This is a genomic window from Streptomyces sp. 796.1 (genome assembly GCF_047525675.1).
Lineage (GTDB): Bacteria > Actinomycetota > Actinomycetes > Streptomycetales > Streptomycetaceae > Streptomyces.
Window position 1 is genome coordinate 1 of sequence record NZ_JBLIWA010000052.1, and the last position, 19,718, is coordinate 19,718.

Below are 19,718 nucleotides of genomic sequence, written 5' to 3' on the forward strand. Positions count from 1 at the left end.
GCTGGCCACGGACGAGGGGCTTGAGCTGTTCGACGCGGCTCTGATCTCGGCTGAGATCGTGCCGGTTCCGGTGCGGCTGGACATCCCGACGCTGCGTGCGCAGGGCGCCGAACTCCCCGCCCTCTTCCGTAGCGTCGTACCCACCGCGACAGCGCGCCGTGTCGCACGATCGGAGCAGGACGAAAGCCTTCCCGGTGAACTGCGCCGGCGCCTCGCGGGTCTGCCGCAGACGGCGCAGGACCAGATGTTGCTGGAGCTGGTCCGCGTGCAGACCGCAGGCGCCCTCGGGCACGCCACCGCCGAGGCCGTCAACACACGACGGCCGTTCAAGGAACTCGGCTTCGACTCGCTGATGGGGGTCGATCTCAGGAATCGGCTCACCGCGGAGACCGGTCTGCGGCTGCCCGCCACGCTGGTCTTCGACTATCCGACCCCGATGGCACTCGTCGGCCACATCCGTGACGAAATCCTGGGCGGAGACGGCGCTGCCTCGTCGGCGAGCGCGGCGGCGGTGGCCGTGCCGGGCGCGCCGGTGGACAGCGACCCCATCGTGATCGTGGGCATGAGCTGCCGCTTCCCGGGCGGGGTGCGGACCCCCGAAGAGCTGTGGCAGTTGGTCATGGCGGGCACGGATGCGATGTCCGAGTTCCCGGCCGACCGCGGGTGGGACCTTGAGCGCCTGTACGACCCGGACCCCGACCGGGAGGGCACGTACTACGCCGAGAACGGTGGTTTCCTCTACGACGCGCACCAGTTCGACCCCGCCTTCTTCGACATGAGTCCGCGTGAGGCGCTGGCGACCGACCCGCAGCAGCGGCTGCTCCTTGAGACCGCGTGGGAGGCGTTCGAGCGGGCCGGTATCGACCCCACGACCCAGCGGGGCAGCCGGTCCGGTGTGTTCGTGGGCGTGATGTACAACGACTACGGCACCCGGCTGTCGGAGGTTCCCGAGGGCTTCGAGGGGTCTCTCGGCAGCGGAAGCGCTGGGAGCGTGGCATCAGGTCGCATCTCGTACACCTTGGGTCTTGAGGGGCCGGCGGTGACGGTGGACACGGCCTGTTCGTCGTCGCTGGTCGCGCTGCATCTGGCCGCGCAGGCGCTGCGGCAGGGCGAGTGCGATCTGGCGCTCGCCGGTGGCGTCTCGGTGATGGCGACGCCGGGTACGTTCGTGGAGTTCAGCCGGCAGCGTGGGTTGGCCCCCGATGGCAGGTGCAAGCCGTTCGCGGAGGGCGCGGACGGTACGGGTTGGTCCGAGGGTGTGGGCATGCTCCTTGTGGAGCGGCTGTCGGACGCGCGTCGGAACGGCCACCCGGTGTTGGCGGTGGTCCGTGGCAGCGCGATCAACCAGGACGGTGCCAGCAATGGTCTGACGGCGCCGAACGGTCCGTCGCAGCAGCGGGTGATCCGGCAGGCGCTGGCCAGTGCGGGCCTGTCGGCCGCGGAGGTCGACGCGGTCGAGGCGCACGGCACGGGTACGACGCTGGGTGACCCGATCGAGGCGCAGGCGTTGCTGGCCACGTACGGCCGGGAGCGGCCGGAAGGCCAGCCGTTGCTGCTGGGCGCGTTGAAGTCGAACATCGGTCACACCCAGGCTGCCGCAGGTGTGGCTGGTGTCATCAAGATGGTGATGGCGATGCGGCACGGTGTGCTGCCGCAGACGCTGCATGTGGATGAGCTGTCGAGCCAGGTGGATTGGTCGGCGGGTGAGGTGCGGCTGCTGACGGAGGCCGCCGAGTGGCCGGAGACGGGGCATCCACGGCGGGCTGGCGTTTCCGCTTTCGGTGTGAGTGGTACTAACGCGCACACCATCATCGAGCAGGCCCCGGTGGTGGAGGGCGAGGCGCAGTCCGTGCCGGCGGCCCCGGTTGAGGAGCATGGCGTCGTGCCGTGGGCGCTTTCTGCTCGGAGTGCGGAGGCTCTGCGTGCGCAGGCCGAGCGGTTGCGGTCGTATCTGGTCGAGCGTGCCGAGCTGGGCGCGCTGGACGTGGGCCACTCGCTGGTGGCGACGCGGTCGGTGTTCGAGCACCGCGCGGTGGTATCTGGCGCGAGTCGTACGGAACTCCTCGCCGGACTCGCTGCCGTCGCATCCGGAGAGGTCGCCCCGGGACTGGTTCAGGGCGTCGCGAACGCGTCCGGCCTACGGGCGTTCCTGTTCTCGGGTCAGGGCGCGCAACGCCTTGGCATGGGGCGGGAGTTGTACGACGCCTTCCCGGTGTTCGCCCGCGCCTTGGATGAGGTGTGTGCGCATCTGGATGTGCTGCTTGACCGTCCGCTGAAGGACGTGGTGTTCGCGGCGGAGGGCAGTGCCGACGCCGAGTTGCTGAACCAGACGGCGTTCACGCAGCCTGCGTTGTTCGCGGTCGAGGTGGCGTTGTTCCGGCTGCTGGAGCAGTGGGGTGTCACCCCGGACGTGCTCATTGGCCACTCGGTGGGTGAGGTCACCGCCGCGCATGTGGCGGGGGTGTTCTCGCTTGAGGACGCGTGTGCGCTGATCGCGGCGCGTGGCCGGTTGATGCAGGCGCTGCCTGAGGGTGGCGCGATGGTGGCGGTGCAGGCGTCCGAGGAGGAGATCGCTGGATCGCTGGCCGGTCGTGAGGCTGAGGTGGACATCGCGGCGGTCAACGGTCCGACGGCGGTGGTGATTGCGGGTGATGAGGCCGCCGTACTGGAGATCGCCGGCCGGTGGTCGGAGCAGGGGCGTAAGACGAGCCGGCTGCGGGTCAGCCACGCCTTCCACTCGCCGCGCATGGACGCGATGCTGGGCGACTTCCGTAAGGTCGTCGAGGGGCTGTCGTTCGCGCCGCCGTCGATCGCGCTGGTCTCCAATGTGACCGGTGAGCCGGCGGGCGCGGATGAGGTGTGCTCGGCGGATTACTGGGTGCGGCATGTACGGCAGGCGGTGCGGTTCGCGGACGGGGTGCGGGCCCTGGAGAAGCTCGGGGTGACCTCGTTCCTGGAGGTGGGCCCGGACGGTGTGCTCACCGCGATGGCACAGGACTGCCTGGTCGCGGGCGGGGCATCGGTCTCGGTCGCGGCACCCGTGCTGCGTAAGGATCGCCCGGAGGTCCAGGCGCTGGTGGCGGCGCTGGCCGAACTGCATGTGCACGGTGTCGAGGTGGGTTGGGAGCAGGTCTTCGCCGGGCGCGGGGCGCGGACGGTGGAGTTGCCGACGTACGCCTTCCAGCGTCAGCGCTTCTGGCTGGAGGGCTCGGGCGGAGCCTCGGGCGCCCCCGCCGCCGCGGACTCGGTGGATGCGCGGTTCTGGGACGCGGTGGAGCGCGAGGACCTGGAGACCCTGGCCAAGGCGCTGGATGTCGACGGGAGTGGTTCGCTGGGTGAACTGCTGCCCGCGCTGTCCTCGTACCGCCGTCAGCAGCGTGACCAGGCCACGGTCGACGGCTGGCGCTACCGGATCTCGTGGAAGCCGGTTCCGGAGGTGGCGGCGGGGACGCTGTCGGGCACCTGGCTGCTGGTGGTGCCCACCGGGCTTGCGGACGACGAGCTGACCGAGACGATTTCCCAAGGGCTGGAGAAGTCCGGTGCCCGTGTCGTACCGGTGGCAGTGGACGCAGGAACGGACCGCGATGGGCTCGCCCGGGCACTGCTGGCCGCGGTTGACGGCGAATCCGATGTCCGGGTGTTGTCGTTGCTCGCGTTGGACGAGGAGCCGTGTGCCGCGGAGTCGGTGGTTGCTGCCGGACTCGCGCTGACGCTGCGGCTGGTGCAGGCCGTAACGGTGCTGGGCGTGCGCGCTCGGCTGTGGTGTGCCTCGCGGGGTGCGGTGTCGGTGGGCCGTTCCGACCGGCTCGCGAGCGCCGTGCAGGCGCAGGTGTGGGGCCTTGGCCGGGTGGCGGCGCTGGAGCATCCGCAGATCTGGGGTGGGCTCGTCGATCTGCCCGAGACGCTGGACGAGCGTGCCGTGTCACGGCTGGTCGGGGTGGTGTCCGCGGAGAGCGGCGAGGACGAGACGGCGATCCGGGGCTCTGGCGTGTTCGGCCGGCGGCTGGTGCGGGCCGCGGTGGCCGAGGACGCGGAGGGCCGTCGGTCTTGGCAGAGCTCGGGTTCGGTGTTGGTGACCGGTGGTACGGGTGCGCTGGGTGGTCATGTGGCCCGGTGGCTGGCGCGTACGGGTGCTGAGCATCTGGTGTTGACCAGCCGTCGTGGGTTGGAGGCCGAGGGTGCCGCCGAGTTGAAGGCGGAGCTTGAGGGTCTGGGTGCGCGGGTGACGGTGGCGGCGTGTGACGCGGCGGATCGTGCGGCATTGGCGGCGGTGCTGGACGCGATTCCGGGCGAGTTGCCGTTGACTGCCGTGGTGCATACGGCGGGTGTGCTGGACGACGGCGTCGTGGACGCCCTGACGGTGGAGCGGGCAGCCGGTGTGTTGCGTCCGAAGGTGGATGCGGCGCGGAACCTGCACGAACTGACCGCCGGGTTGGATCTGTCGGCGTTCGTGTTGTTCTCTTCGGCGGCGGGCACGTTGGGTGGTCCGGGTCAGGGGAGTTACGCGGCGGGTAATGCGTATCTGGACGCGTTGGCGTTGCAGCGGCGCGCGGACGGTCTTCCCGCGACCTCCATCGCCTGGGGCGCCTGGGCCGGCAGCGGCATGGCGGTTGACGGGGAGCTCGAAGAGCAGATGAGGCGGGGCGGCATGGCCCCGATGAACCCGGATCTCGCCATCTCCGCGCTTCAGCGTGCGCTGGACCTGGACGAAGCCTTCCTCCTCGTGGCCGATGCCGCATGGGAGCGGCTCGCGGGCGAGCTGGGAGCGGACCGTACGACAGCGTTGCTGAGCGAGCTGCTGGAGCAGCGGCCGGCGGCAGCACTGACACCTTCCGACCCTGCGGCGACCGAATCGGCGGTGGTCGAGCTGCGCACAAGCCTGGAGTCGCTGCCCTCGGCGAAGCGCCAGCGTCAGCTACGCAAGCTGGTGCGCCAACACGTCGCCGCGGTCCTGGCACACACGGCCCCGGAGGCCATCGAAAACGATCGGTCTTTCACAGAGCTCGGGTTCGACTCACTGACGGCTGTTCAGCTACGCAACCGGCTGGGTGCGATCACCGGCCTGGAGCTGCCGACCACGTTGGCATTCGACTACCCGAACCTCATCGCCCTGGCCGAGCACCTGGAAGCGGGCATGTTCCCGCAAGGTGGTGGGGCTGAGCAGAACGACTCGGAAGAGGACCGGATACGCGAGGCGTTGGTTTCCATTCCGCTCGCGCGTTTCCGTGAAGCCGGACTCATGGACGCCCTGCTCGAACTCGCTCAGATATCGGAGAGCGGTTCTGATTCGGCGCCGCAAGAAGAAGAACTGAGTAGCGCGGTCGACACGATGGATGTCGATGACCTCGTCCAGAGGGCTCTGGGCGGCGCTGACCTTTGATGTTGTTGGAAGTGTGGAGCTACTGATGGCTACGTCCGCCGAAAAAGTTGTCGAAGCGCTGCGCGCCTCTCTGCGGGAAAACGACCGCCTCAAGCTACAGAACCAGCGTCTGGTCGCGGCCTCGAAAGAGCCCATTGCCATCGTCGGTATGAGCTGTCGCTTCCCCGGCGGTGTGCGCACCCCCGAGCAGCTCTGGCAACTCGTTGTGGATGGCGTCGATGCCATCTCCGAGTTCCCGACCGATCGCGGTTGGGAGAACGAGACGCTGTACCACCCCGACCCGGACAACCCGGGGACGAGCTACACCCGTGAGGGCGGCTTCCTCTACGACGCCGACGAGTTCGACCCGCAGTTCTTCGGGATGTCTCCGCGTGAGGCGCTGGCGACCGACCCGCAGCAGCGGCTGCTCCTTGAAGCCGCGTGGGAGGCGTTCGAGCGGACCGGCATCGACCCCGTCTCCCTGCGCAGCAGGCCGGTCGGGGTCTTCGTCGGCACGAGCGGCCTGGACTACGCGACCCATCTCTATGAGGTGGGAGGCGAACTTGAGGGCTATCTGACGGGCAGTGCGGCCAGTGTGGTGTCGGGGCGCATCTCCTACACCTTCGGTCTTGAGGGGCCGGCGGTGACGGTTGATACGGCGTGTTCGTCGTCGTTGGTGGCGCTCCACATGGCCATACAGGCGCTGCGCCAGGGCGAGTGTGAACTGGCCCTGGCCGGCGGTGTGTCGGTCATGTCGTCGCCGGGCTCGTTCATCGAGTTCAGCCGTCAGCGTGGGTTGGCGGTCGACGGCCGGTGCAAGCCGTTCGCGGATGCGGCGGATGGTACGGGTTGGTCCGAGGGTGTGGGCCTGCTGCTTGTGGAGCGGTTGTCGGATGCGCGGAAGAACGGTCATCCGGTGTTGGCGATCGTGCGTGGTTCGGCGGTCAACCAGGACGGTGCCAGCAATGGTCTGACGGCGCCGAATGGTCCGTCGCAGCAGCGGGTGATCCGGCAGGCGTTGGCCAGTGCGGGCCTGTCGGCCGCCGAGGTGGATGCGGTGGAGGCGCACGGTACGGGTACGACGCTGGGTGACCCGATCGAGGCGCAGGCCCTGCTGGCTGCCTACGGCCAGGGGCGGTCCGAGGGGCAGCCGTTGTGGTTGGGGGCCATTAAGTCGAACATCGGGCACACCCAGGCCGCGGCCGGTGTCGCCGGCATCATCAAGATGGTGATGGCCATGCGGCATGGCACCTTGCCGAAGATTCTGCATGTGGATGAGCCGTCGAGTCAGGTGGACTGGTCGGCGGGTGAGGTGCGGTTGCTGACGGAGGCGACCGCTTGGCCTGAGACGGGTCGACCGCGGCGGGCGGGCATCTCCTCGTTCGGGCTCAGTGGGACCAACGCGCACACCATCATCGAGCAGGCACCCGAGGCTGACCTCGATGAACCAAAGGAGGCGAGCGACCCCCAGGCCGACGAGCAAGCCGACGCGGCGAAGCGGCCCGCCGCCCTGCCGTGGCTGGTGTCCGGTAGGAGTGCGGAGGGGCTCAGGGCCCAGGCAAGCCAGCTCCATGCCCACATGAGTGCGCATCCGGAGTTGTCGCCGGCCGATGTGGCCTTTTCCCTGGCCACGACCCGTTCGCTCTTCGAGCACCGCGCGGCCGTGGTCGCCGATGACCGTGATGGGCTCCTCCGCGATCTGGAGGCTCTGGCCAATAGCGAGAACGCGGCTCAGGTCGTCCAGGGTGTGGCACGGATCGAGGACACCCTCGCGTTCCTGTTCTCGGGTCAGGGTGCGCAGCGCCTTGGTATGGGGCGGGGGTTGTACGCGGCGTTCCCGGTGTTCGCCCGCGCCTTGGACGAGGTGTGTGCGCATCTGGATGTTGCGCTTGACCGTCCGCTCAAGGACGTGATGTTCGCGGCAGAGGGCAGCCCGGACGCCGAGCTGCTGAACCAGACGGCGTTCACGCAGCCTGCGTTGTTCGCGATCGAGGTGTCGCTCTACCGGTTGCTGGAGCACTGGGGTGTCACCCCGGACGTGGTGATGGGTCACTCCATCGGTGAGATCGCTGCCGCGCATGTGGCAGGGGTGTTCTCGTTGGAGGACGCGTGCACGCTGGTCGCGGCGCGTGGCCGGTTGATGCAGGCGCTGCCCGAGGGTGGCGCGATGGTCGCCATCCAGGCGTCCGAGGAGGAGGTCTCCGGATCGCTCGCTGGCCGTGAGGCTGAGGTGAGCATCGCGGCGGTCAACGGTCCGACGGCCGTGGTGATCGCCGGTGACGAGGCCGCCGTACTGGAGATCGCCGGCCAGTGGGAGCAGAAGGGCCGCAAGACCAAGCGTCTGCGGGTCAGCCATGCCTTCCACTCGCCCCGCATGGACGCGATGCTGGACGACTTCCGCCGTGTTGTGGAAGCCCTGTCGTTCGCCTCCCCCTCCATCGATCTCGTCTCCAACGTCACCGGCAAGGTGGCGGACGCGGAGGTGTGCTCGCCGGAGTACTGGGTGCGCCATGTCCGGGAGGCGGTGCGGTTCGCGGACGGTGTGCGGGCGCTCGACGCGCAGGGCGTGACCACCTTCCTGGAGGTGGGCCCCGACGGTGTGCTCTCGGCGATGGTGCAGGACTGCCTGGGAGAGCGGGCCGAGACCGGCTCGGCACCCGTGGTCGTGCCGGTGCTGCGCAAGGACCGCTCGGAGGCCGCCGCCCTGACCACGGCGCTGGCGCGGCTGCATGTCCATGGCTCCGTTGTCGACTGGCGGCGGGCGTTCGACGGTCTCGAACCCCGCAGGGTCGACCTGCCGACGTACCCCTTCCAGCGTCAGCGCTACTGGATCGAGAAGTCCGCCGACGGATCATCCGGCGTTGACGCCGGCATCCGGGACGAGGTGGATGCGTGGTTCTGGCAGGCCGTGGAGCGCGAGGACCTCGAAGCGCTCGCCAAGACGCTCGACTTCGATGACGAGGCCACGCTGGGCGCTGTTCTGCCCGCGCTGTCGGCGTACCGCCGCAGCAGCCGTGACCAGTCGACCATTGACAGTTGGCGCTATCGGGTGTCGTGGAAGCCGGTTGGGGATGTGGCTGGTGGGTCGTTGTCGGGGACGTGGCTGGTGGTGGTTCCGGCGTCTGGTGCCGGGGACGAGTTGGTGGCGGGGGTTGTTTCTGGGCTTGAGCGGCATGGTGCGGGTGTGGTGTCGCTGGTGGTGGGTGAGGGGGACTTTGAGTCTGGGGTGCTGAGTGAGCGGCTGCGTGGAGCGCTTGCTTCTGTGCCTGAGGTGGGTGGTGTGTTGTCGCTGCTTGCTCTGGATGAGGGGGCGTGCTCGGGGTATCCGGCGTTGTCGGTTGGGTTTGCTTCGACGTTGGTGTTGGTGCAGGCGTTGGTCGAGGTGGATGCCGAGGGTTTGTTGTGGTGTGTGTCGCGGGGTGCGGTGTCGGTGGGTCGTTCGGATCGGCTTGCGGGTGCGGTGCAGTCGCAGGTGTGGGGTCTGGGCCGGGTGGTGGGGTTGGAGCACTCGGCGTTGTGGGGTGGTCTGGTTGATCTGCCTGAGGTGCTGGATGAGCGTGCGGTTGCGCGGCTGGTGGGTGTGCTGGCCGGTGGGGCTGGCGAGGACCAGCTTGCGGTGCGTGGTTCCGGTGTGTTCGTCCGTCGTCTGGCGCGGTCGGCGGCGCCCACTGCCGACGCGACGACATGGCGGGTGCGTGGCACGGTGTTGGTGACTGGTGGTACGGGTGCGTTGGGTGGTCGGGTGGCTCGTTGGGTTGTGGGGCAGGGTGCCGAGCATGTGGTGTTGACCAGTCGTCGGGGTCTTGCGGCGCCGGGTGCTGAGGCGTTGCGGGATGAGCTGGTGGCGCTGGGTGCCGGGGTGACGGTGGCGGCGTGTGATGTGTCTGACCGGGAGGCGCTGGCCGGTGTGCTGGAGGCGGTGCCGGCGGAGTTGCCGTTGCGGGCTGTTTTCCATGCGGCGGGTGTGGAGCAGGCGGCGGAGCTTGCGGGGATGGGGCTGGCTGATGCTGCGGGTGTGATCTCGGGCAAGGTGGCCGGCGCCGTGAACCTGGATGCGTTGCTGGGTGATCGTGAGCTGGATGCGTTCGTGGTGTTCTCGTCGATCGCGGGTGTGTGGGGCAGTGGTGGTCAGGCTGCTTACGGTGCGGCGAACGCCTATCTGGATGCGTTGGTGGAGGATCGTCGGGGTCGGGGTCTTGCTGGTACGGCTGTGGCCTGGGGGCCGTGGGCCGAAGGCGGCATGGCCACCTCGGAGGGGATGGAAGGGGAGCTTGTCCGGCGTGGCCTGGCGGTCATGCCTCCGACGCTGGCCCTTGCGGCGTTGCAGGGGGCGGTCGCGGGTGACGAGGGTGTGGTGACGGTTGCCGATGTGGACTGGGAGCGGTTCGCCCCCTTGTTCACTCTGGAGCGCCCGAGCCCGTTGCTCGCTGACCTTCCCGAGGTTCGGAAGGCACTCGACACCGCGAGCTCGTCCGGCCAGACAGCCGACACTTCGACGGGTCTGCGGAGGCGTCTGGCCGGGTTGACCGAGGCCGAGATCGATCGGGCCTTGTTGGATCTGGTGCGTGCTCAGGCTGCTGCGGTGCTTGGTTTTGCGGGTGCGGAGGTGGTTGAGCCGGGGCGGGCGTTCAAGGAGTTGGGTTTTGACTCGCTCACGGCGGTGGAGTTCCGTAACCGGTTGAATGCGGAGACGGGGTTGGTGTTGCCGGCCACGTTGGTGTTCGACTATCCGAGTGCTGCGGTGTTGGCTGCTCATCTGCGTGCTGAGGTGTTGGGTGCGCGGGGTGTGGTGGCGGTGTCTTCGGCGGTGGCTGTTCCGGTCGATGACGACCCGATCGCGATCGTCGGGATGAGCTGCCGCTTCCCGGGCGGCGTCGGAAGCCCCGAGGACCTGTGGAACCTCGTCGCGACCGGCACGGACGCCATCACGGACTTCCCGTCCAACCGTGGGTGGGACGTGGAGGGGATGTACGACCCCGACCCGGAGCGCCTGGGCACGTTCTACGCCCGTGAAGGTGGCTTCCTGCACGACGGGGGCGAGTTCGACGCGGACTTCTTCGGGATCTCGCCGCGTGAGGCGCTCGCCATGGACCCGCAGCAGCGACTGCTCCTTGAGACGTCCTGGGAGGTCTTCGAGCGCGCCGGCATCGCTCCGACCTCCGTACGCGGACGCCAGATCGGCGTGTTCGTCGGCGCTGCGACCTCCGGCTACGGAGTCGGGCACGACGGTGCGGCCGAAGAGCTGGAAGGGCAGATCCTGACCGGAAACGCGACCTCGATCGTCTCCGGTCGTATCTCCTACACGCTGGGTCTTGAGGGTCCGGCGCTGACGGTGGACACCGCGTGTTCGTCGTCGCTGGTCGCCCTGCATCAGGCGGCGCAGGCGCTGCGTCAGGGCGAGTGCGACATGGCGCTCGCCGGTGGCGTGACCGTGATGGCCACGCCGGGTGCGTTCGTGGAGTTCAGCCGGCAGCGTGGGCTGGCCCCCGATGGCCGGTGCAAGCCGTTCGCGGACGCGGCGGACGGTACGGGTTGGTCCGAGGGTGTGGGCATGCTGCTCGTGGAGCGGCTGTCGGACGCCCGGCGCAACGGCCACGAGGTGCTGGCGATCGTGCGGGGCTCGGCTGTCAACCAGGACGGTGCGTCGAATGGTCTGACGGCGCCGAACGGTCCGTCGCAGCAGCGGGTGATCCGGCAGGCCCTCGCCAACGCCGGAGTGTCGGCCGCCGAGGTGGACGTGGTGGAGGCGCACGGGACCGGTACGACGCTGGGTGACCCGATCGAGGCACAGGCGCTCCTGGCCACGTACGGCCAGGAACGCCCCGAGGGTCACCCGTTGTGGCTGGGTTCGCTGAAGTCGAACCTCGGCCACACGCAGGCCGCCGCAGGTGTGGGCGGAATCATCAAGATGGTGATGGCGATGCGGCATGGAGTGCTGCCGCAGACGCTGCATGTGGATGAGCCGTCGAGCCAGGTGGACTGGTCGGCGGGTGAGGTGCGGCTGCTGACGGAGGCCGCCGAGTGGCCCGAGACCGGGCATCCGCGCCGGGCCGGTGTTTCTGCCTTCGGTGTGAGTGGTACCAACGCGCACACCATCATCGAGCAGGCCCCGGTGGTGGAGGATGAGGCGCAGTCCGTGCCGGCGGCCCCGGTCGAGGAGCATGGCGTCGTGCCGTGGGCGCTTTCTGCTCGGAGTGCGGAGGCTCTGCGTGCGCAGGCCGAGCGGTTGCGGTCGTATCTGGCCGAGCGTGCCGAGCTGGGCGCGCTGGACGTGGGCCACTCCCTGGTGGCGACCCGCGCGGTGCATGAACACCGCGCGGTGGTCATGGGTGCCGACCGTGCGGAGTTGCTGCGCGGCGTCGAGGCTGTCGCCACCGGCGAAGCGGCTCCCGGAACGGTTCAGGGCGTCGCGAACGCGTCGGGTGCGACGGCCTTCTTGTTCTCGGGTCAGGGTGCGCAACGCCTTGGCATGGGGCGGGAGTTGTATGAGGCGTTTCCGGTGTTCGCCCGGGCCTTGGATGAGGTGTGTGCGCATCTGGATGTGCTGCTTGACCGTCCGCTGAAGGACGTGGTGTTCGCGGCGGAGGGCAGTGCCGACGCCGAGTTGCTGAACCGGACGGCGTTCACGCAGCCTGCGTTGTTCGCGGTCGAGGTGGCGTTGTTCCGGCTGCTGGAGCAGTGGGGTGTCACTCCGCACGTGCTCATCGGGCATTCGGTGGGTGAGATCGCTGCCGCGCACGTGGCGGGGGTGTTCTCGCTTCAGGACGCGTGCACGCTGATCGCCGCCCGTGGCCGGCTGATGCAGGCGCTGCCCGAGGGCGGCGCGATGGTGGCCGTCCAGGCGTCCGAGGAGGAGGTCGCCGGATCGCTGGCCGGTCGTGAGGCCGAGGTGGACATCGCGGCGGTCAACGGTCCGACGGCCGTGGTGATCGCGGGCGACGAGGCCGCCGTACTGGAGATCGCCGGCCAGTGGTCGGAGCAGGGCCGCAAGACGAGCCGCCTCCGTGTCAGCCACGCTTTCCACTCGCCCCGTATGGACGCGATGCTCGCCGACTTCCGCAAGGTCGTCGAAGGGCTGTCGTTCGCCCAACCGACCATCACCCTCGTCTCCAACGTGACGGGAGATCCGGCCGGTGCGGACGAGGTGTGCTCGGCGGATTACTGGGTGCGACATGTGCGGCAGGCGGTGCGGTTCGCGGACGGGGTACGGGCCCTGGAGAAGCTGGGCGTGACCCGGTTCGTCGAGGTCGGCCCCGACGGAGTGCTGTCCGCGATGGCGCGGGACTGCCTGACGCCGGACGAGGTCGCGGCCCCGGTCGTGGCGCCTGTTCTGCGCAAGGACCGTTCGGAGGTTCAGGCGCTGGTGGCGGCGCTGGCCGAACTGCATGTGCACGGTGTCGAGGTGGGTTGGGAGCAGGTCTTCGCTGGGCGCGGTGCGCGGACGGTGGAGTTGCCGACGTACGCCTTCCAGCGTCAGCGCTACTGGCTGGAGGACCGTGCGCAGGCTTCGAGCGGCCCTGCCGTGGACTCGGTGGACGCACGGTTCTGGGATGCGGTGGAGCGCGAGGACCTGGAGACGCTGGCTCAGGCGTTGGACGTCGAGGAGGGTGGCTCGCTGGGTGAGTTGCTGCCTGCGTTGTCCTCGTACCGCCGTCAGCAGCGGGAGCGGGCCACGGTTGACGGTTGGCGTTACCGGGTGTCGTGGAAGCCGGTTCCTGAGGTCGCGGCGGGGACGCTGTCGGGTACCTGGCTGTTGGTGGTGCCCGCCGGGCTCGCGGACAGCGAGCTCACCGTCACGATCACGCAGGGGTTGGAGAAGTCCGGCGCTCGCGTCGTACCGGTCGCGGTCGACGGCGACACGGACCGTGATGGGCTCGCCGAGGTGCTGCTCGGCGCGCTCGGCGATGAGTCCGACGCGAGGGTGTTGTCGTTGCTCGCGTTGGACGAGGAGTCGATGGCCGGGCAGCCGGTGGTCGCTGCCGGGCTCGCGCTGACGCTGCGGCTGGTGCAGGCCGCGGCAGGGTTGCCCGTGGGCCTTCGGCTGTGGTGTGCCTCGCGGGGTGCGGTGTCGGTGGGTCGTTCCGACCGGCTCGCGAGCGCCGTGCAGGCGCAGGTGTGGGGCCTTGGCCGGGTGGCGGCGCTGGAGCATCCGCAGATCTGGGGCGGGCTCGTCGATCTGCCCGAGGTGTTGGACGAGCGTGCCGTGTCGCGGCTGGCCGGGGTGCTGTCCGCGGAGGGCGGCGAGGACGAGGCGGCGGTCCGGGGCTCCGGTGTGTTCGGCCGGCGGCTGGTGCGTACGGCGTCGACGGGCGGCGAGGCATGGCGGCCGAGTGGCTCGGTGCTGATCACCGGTGGCACGGGTGCACTGGGTGCGCACGTGGCGCGCTGGGCGGTGCGTGAGGGTGCCGAGCATGTGGTGCTGACCAGTCGTCGTGGGCTCGCGGCGGAGGGTGCCCCCGAGCTGAGGGCGGAGCTGGAAGGGCTCGGCGCCGCCGTGTCGGTGGTGGCCTGTGACGCCTCTGACCGGGAGGCGTTGGCCGAGGTGCTGGCGGGAATTCCCGAGCGCTTCCCGCTGCGTGGCGTGGTGCACGCGGCCGGTGTGCTGGATGACGGCGTCCTGGACGGCCTCACCGTCGATCAGCTCGCCGGGGTGCTGGGGGCGAAGGTCGAGGGCGCGCGGCTGCTGCATGAGCTGACGGCCGACCTCGAACTGGATGCGTTCGTGCTGTTCTCGTCGTTCGCCGGTGTGGTGGGCGGCGCCGGACAGGGTGCGTACGCGGCGGCGAACGCGTACCTGGACGCGCTGGCCGTGGAGCGCCGTGGTGCCGGTCTTGCCGGTACGGCGGTGGCCTGGGGACCTTGGGCCGAATCCGGTATGGCCGCGACCGGCCGCGCCGGGGACCGGGTGCGCGGTGGCGCGGTGTCCGCGATGGCCCCGGCCCTGGCGGTCGAGGCGTTGAGCTGGGCCGTCGGCCAAGAGGAGACGTCGCTCGTCGTCGCGGACGTCGACTGGGAGCGGCTGGCCCCGTCGCTGGCCGCCGCGCAGGGCGGCACCCTCGTCAGCGACATCCCCGAGGCACACAAGCACCTGGCCACGGACGACGGCGGCGCCGGCACGGAGGCGGCCACCTTCGCCGGGAAGCTCGCCGGACTGTCGGCGGCCGAACGCAACGCGGCCGTGCTGGAGCTGGTCCGCGGCCAAGCGGCCTCGGTGCTCGGCCACACCTCGGCTGACTCGATCGAGCCCGGCCGCGCCTTCCGCGACCTCGGGTTCGACTCCCTCACGGCGGTCGAGCTGCGCAACCGGCTGGACCTCGCGACCGGCCTGCGCCTCCCGGCGACGCTCGTCTTCGACTACCCGACCGCCGCCGAACTCGCCGACTACCTGGACGCCGAGGCGTTCGGCTCGGCCCAGCAGGCGCTCGACACCGCTCAGCCGAACGCGGTGGCCGTGGACCACGACCCCATCGCGATCGTGGCGATGAGCTGCCACTTCCCCGGAGACGTCGACACGCCGGAGGACCTGTGGCGGCTGGTGGCCGAAGGCACCGACGCCATCTCCGCATTCCCCGCCGACCGCGGCTGGGACCTCGACGGGCTGTACGACCCCGACCCGGAGCGGCTCGGCACGTCCTACGCCCGCGAGGGCGGCTTCCTCTACGGCGCCCCGCAATTCGACGCCGGGTTCTTCGGGATCTCGCCGCGTGAGGCACTGGCCATGGACCCGCAGCAGCGGTTGCTCCTTGAGACCTCGTGGGAGGCGTTCGAGCGCGCCGGTATCGCCCCCGAGTCGCTGAGGGGCGCCCGGGCGGGTGTGTTCGTCGGGACGAACGGCCAGGACTACGCCGGATTGTGGGTGGACTCGCAGGGCGACCTCGAAGGCCACCTGGGCACGGGCAGTGCGGCCAGTGTGGTGTCGGGGCGCATCTCCTACACCTTCGGTCTCGAAGGGCCGGCGGTGACGGTGGACACGGCGTGTTCGTCGTCCTTGGTGGCGCTCCACATGGCCATACAGGCGCTGCGCCAAGGTGAGTGCGACCTGGCCCTGGCCGGCGGTGTGTCGGTGATGTCCACACCCAGCGGCTTCGTGGAATTCAGCCGGCAGCGTGGGCTGGCGGTCGACGGCCGGTGCAAGCCGTTCGCGGACGCCGCGGATGGTACGGGTTGGTCCGAGGGTGTGGGCCTGCTCCTTGTGGAGCGGTTGTCGGATGCGCGGAAGAACGGTCATCCGGTGCTGGCGATCGTGCGTGGTTCGGCGGTCAACCAGGACGGTGCCAGCAATGGTCTGACGGCGCCGAATGGTCCGTCGCAGCAGCGGGTGATCCGGCAGGCGTTGGCCAGTGCGGGCCTGTCGGCCGCCGAGGTGGATGCGGTGGAGGCGCACGGTACGGGTACGACGTTGGGTGACCCGATCGAGGCGCAGGCACTGCTGGCCACCTATGGGCAGGGGCGGTCCGAGGGGCAGCCGTTGTGGCTGGGGGCCATCAAGTCGAACATCGGGCACACCCAGGCCGCGGCTGGTGTCGCCGGCATCATCAAGATGGTGATGGCCATGCGGCATGGCACCTTGCCGAAGATTCTGCATGTGGATGAGCCGTCGAGTCAGGTGGATTGGTCGGCGGGTGAGGTGCGGTTGCTGACGGAGGCGACCGCTTGGCCTGAGACGGGTCGTCCGCGGCGGGCGGGCATCTCCTCGTTCGGGCTCAGCGGGACCAACGCGCACACCATCATCGAGCAGGCACCCGAGGCCGGGCAGCCCGCGGCTTCGGACGCTGTGGCTTCCCCTGCCACTCCGGATTCCGCTCCCGCGGCCGTCGGGCCGGCGGCAGTGGTGCCGTGGCTGGTCTCGGCCAAGAGCCAGGAGGCGTTGCGGGCACAGGCCGGACGGCTCGCCGCGCACGTGGCGGCCCGGGGCGACCTCGGTGTGCTGGACGTGGGGTATTCGCTGGCGACCAGGTCGGTGTTCGAGCACCGTGCCGTGCTGGTCGGCGCGGACCGGGAAGCCCTGCTGAGTGGTCTCAAGGCCGTGGCCGAGCGCGCAATCGCCTCCGGTGTGGTCCAGGGGCAGGCGGTGCCGGGCGGTAAGACGGCGTTCCTGTTCTCGGGTCAGGGTGCGCAACGCCTTGGTATGGGGCGGGAGTTGTACGCGGCGTTCCCGGTGTTCGCCCACGCCTTGGACGAGGTGTGTGCGCATCTGGATGTGCTGCTTGACCGTCCGCTGAAGGACGTGATGTTCGCGGCGGAGGGTGGCGCGGACGCCGAGCTGCTGAACCAGACGGCGTTCACGCAGCCTGCGTTGTTCGCGGTCGAGGTGGCGCTCTACCGGTTGCTGGAGCACTGGGGAGTCACCCCGCACGTGCTCATCGGCCACTCGGTGGGTGAGATCGCTGCCGCGCACGTGGCGGGAGTGTTCTCGCTTCAGGACGCGTGCACGCTGATCGCCGCCCGTGGCCGGCTGATGCAAGCCTTGCCCGAGGGCGGCGCGATGGTCGCCGTCCAGGCATCTGAGGACGAGGTCGCCGCCTCAATCGCCGGCCGTGAGCACGAGGTGAACATCGCGGCGGTCAACGGACCGACGGCAGTGGTGATCGCCGGACACACGCAAGCGGTCCAGGGGGTGGCGGACACCTGGGCGGCGCAGGGGCGAAAGACTAGGTGTTTGCGGGTCTCACATGCGTTTCACTCTTACCTCATGGACAGTATGTTGGACGCGTTCGGGCGAGTGGTCCGTGAGCTCTCTCTTGAACCGCCGACCATGGCGCTGGTGTCCAATGTCACCGGTGGGCTGGTCTCGGAAGGGGAGATGTGTTCTCCGGATTACTGGGTCCGGCATGTTCGCGAGGCGGTTCGGTTCGCGGACGGGGTTCGATCGCTTAAGGCGTTGGGTGTGACAAGGTTTTTGGAAGTCGGTCCGGACGGTGTGCTCACCGCCATGGCACAGGACTGCCTCGCGGAAAGCGCCGAGGACGTCTCGGCGGCGGTTCTAGTTCCCGTACTGCGTAAAGAGCGACCCGAAGCAGGGACTTTGATGACGGCGCTTGCCGAACTGCATGCACACGGTGCAACGGTGGGCTGGGAGTCGATATTCGCCGGACATGGTGCCGGCAAGGTGGAGCTGCCCACATACACGTTCCAGCGTGAACGGTTCTGGCCTGAGGTCTCCGCGTCCGGCGGCGGCCGGAATTCGGGTTCGACGGCCGCGGACTCGGTGGACGCGCGATTCTGGGAAGCGGTCGAGCGCGAGGATCTCGAAGCGCTCGCCAAGGCGCTCGACGTCGATGGCAACGCACCGCTGAGCACGGTCATGCCCGCGCTGTCCGCATATCACCGGAGCAACCGCCAGCAATCCACGATCGATGGTTGGCGCTATCGGGTGTCGTGGAAGCCGGTTGGGGATGTGGCTGGTGGGTCGTTGTCGGGGACGTGGCTGGTGGTGGTTCCGGCATCCGGTGCCGGGGACGAGTTGGTGGCGGGGGTTGTTTCGGGGCTTGAGCGGCATGGTGCCGGTGTGGTGTCGCTGGTGGTGGGTGAGGGGGACTTTGAGTCTGGGGTGCTGAGTGAGCGGTTGCGTGAGGCCCTTGCTTCTGCGCCTGAGGTGGGTGGTGTGTTGTCGCTGCTCGCTCTGGATGAGGGGGCGTGCCCGGGGTATCCGGAGTTGTCGGTTGGGTTTGCTTCGACGTTGATGTTGGTGCAGGCGTTGGTCGAGGTGGATGCCGAGAGTTTGCTGTGGTGTGTGTCGCGGGGTGCGGTGTCGGTGGGTCGTTCGGATCGGCTTGCGGGTGCGGTGCAGTCGCAGGTGTGGGGTCTGGGCCGGGTGGTGGGGTTGGAGCATTCGGCGTTGTGGGGTGGTCTGGTTGATCTGCCTGAGGTGTTGGATGAGCGTGCGGTTGCGCGGCTGGTGGGTGTGCTGGCTGGCGGGGGCGGTGATGCTGCCGAGGATCAGGTTGCGGTGCGTGGTTCCGGGGTGTTCGTCCGTCGTCTGGCGCGGTCGGTTGCGCCCACTGCCGACGCGACGACATGGCGGGTGCGTGGCACGGTGTTGGTGACTGGTGGTACGGGTGCGTTGGGTGGTCGGGTGGCTCGTTGGGTTGTGGGGCAGGGTGCCGAGCATGTGGTGTTGACCAGTCGTCGGGGTCTTGCGGCGCCGGGTGCGCCGGAGTTGGCTGCGGAACTCGAAGCGTTGGGTGCCGGGGTGACGGTGGCGGCGTGTGATGTGTCTGACCGGGAGGCGCTGGCCGGTGTGTTGGAGGCGGTGCCGGCGGAGTTTCCGTTGCGGGCTGTTTTCCATGCGGCGGGTGTGGAGCAGGCGGCGGAGCTTGCGGGGATGGGGCTGGCTGATGCTGCGGGTGTGATCTCGGGCAAGGTGGCCGGTGCCGTCAACCTGGACGCGCTGCTGGGCGATCGTGAGCTGGATGCGTTCGTGGTGTTCTCGTCGATCGCGGGTGTGTGGGGCAGTGGTGGTCAGGCTGCGTACGGTGCGGCGAACGCTTACCTGGATGCGTTGGTGGAGGATCGTCGGGGTCGGGGTCTTGCTGGTACGGCTGTGGCCTGGGGGCCGTGGGCCGAAGGCGGCATGGCGGCCGGTGACGGTGGGGACCAGTTGGCCCGTCGTGGCCTGCTCTCCATGGCGCCAGGTCTGGCTCTTGCGGCGTTGCAGGGGGCGGTCGCGGGTGATGAGGGTGTGGTGACGGTTGCCGATGTGGACTGGGAGCGGTTCGCGCCCGCGTTCACGATCGGGCGGCCCAGCCCGCTCCTGGGTGAACTGCCCGAGGTCGTATCGGCCCTGGAACAGGCCCGTGCCGCCGAGGAGGGTGACGCCGAGAGCGGATCGGCACTGCGGGAAAGGCTCCTCGCGCTGGCTCCGGGCGAGCGGCAGCGCGCCGTACTCGACCTGGTGCGCGGTCACGCGGCAGCGGTTCTCGGATTCTCCGGCATGGAGGGCGTGGAATCCGACCGAGCCTTCAAGGAATTGGGATTCGACTCGCTCACGGCAGTAGAGTTCCGAAACCGGCTGAACTCGGACACCGGGCTACGGCTGTCAACAACACTGGTCTTCGACTACCCCAACGCAAAGGCTCTGGCAGAGCATGTAAGGGCGGGTGTCCTGCCCGACGAAGGGGTATCCGCCACTCCGCTGATCGCGGATCTGGAAAAACTTGAGGCATCACTTTCCACGGCTGAGCCGGACGATGCCGAGCGAATGGCCATCGCGTCCCGACTCCAAGTACTCCTCGCCAGACTGAATGGCGACGAGGGCGGCGCGAAGGACGCTGAGAGCATTACGCAGCGGCTTGACGGAGCATCCGACGACGATCTCTTCGATTTCATCGAGAACGAGCTCAGCTAAAACGTGAGCGCC

2 protein-coding genes are annotated in these 19,718 nt (G+C 69.2%); both read left to right on the forward strand.

The annotated features are described in order from the left end of the window. On the forward strand, nt 1-5,380 hold a 5,380-nt coding region (locus tag ACMA1D_RS28505; RefSeq protein WP_414726870.1), incomplete at its 5' end, for a type I polyketide synthase. 25 nt (nt 5,381-5,405) lie between these two features. Further along, nucleotides 5,406-19,706: a type I polyketide synthase gene (locus tag ACMA1D_RS28510; protein WP_414726871.1), complete on the forward strand. Its 14,301-nt coding sequence runs from the start codon at nt 5,406-5,408 to the stop codon at nt 19,704-19,706. Nucleotides 19,707-19,718: the final 12 nt, after the last annotated feature.

What these genes read in the sequence shown, in the direction of transcription:
- ACMA1D_RS28510 (WP_414726871.1), top strand. Translation starts at nt 5,406, where the DNA reads ATGGCTACGTCCGCCGAAAAAGTTGTCGAAGCGCTGCGCGCCTCTCTG.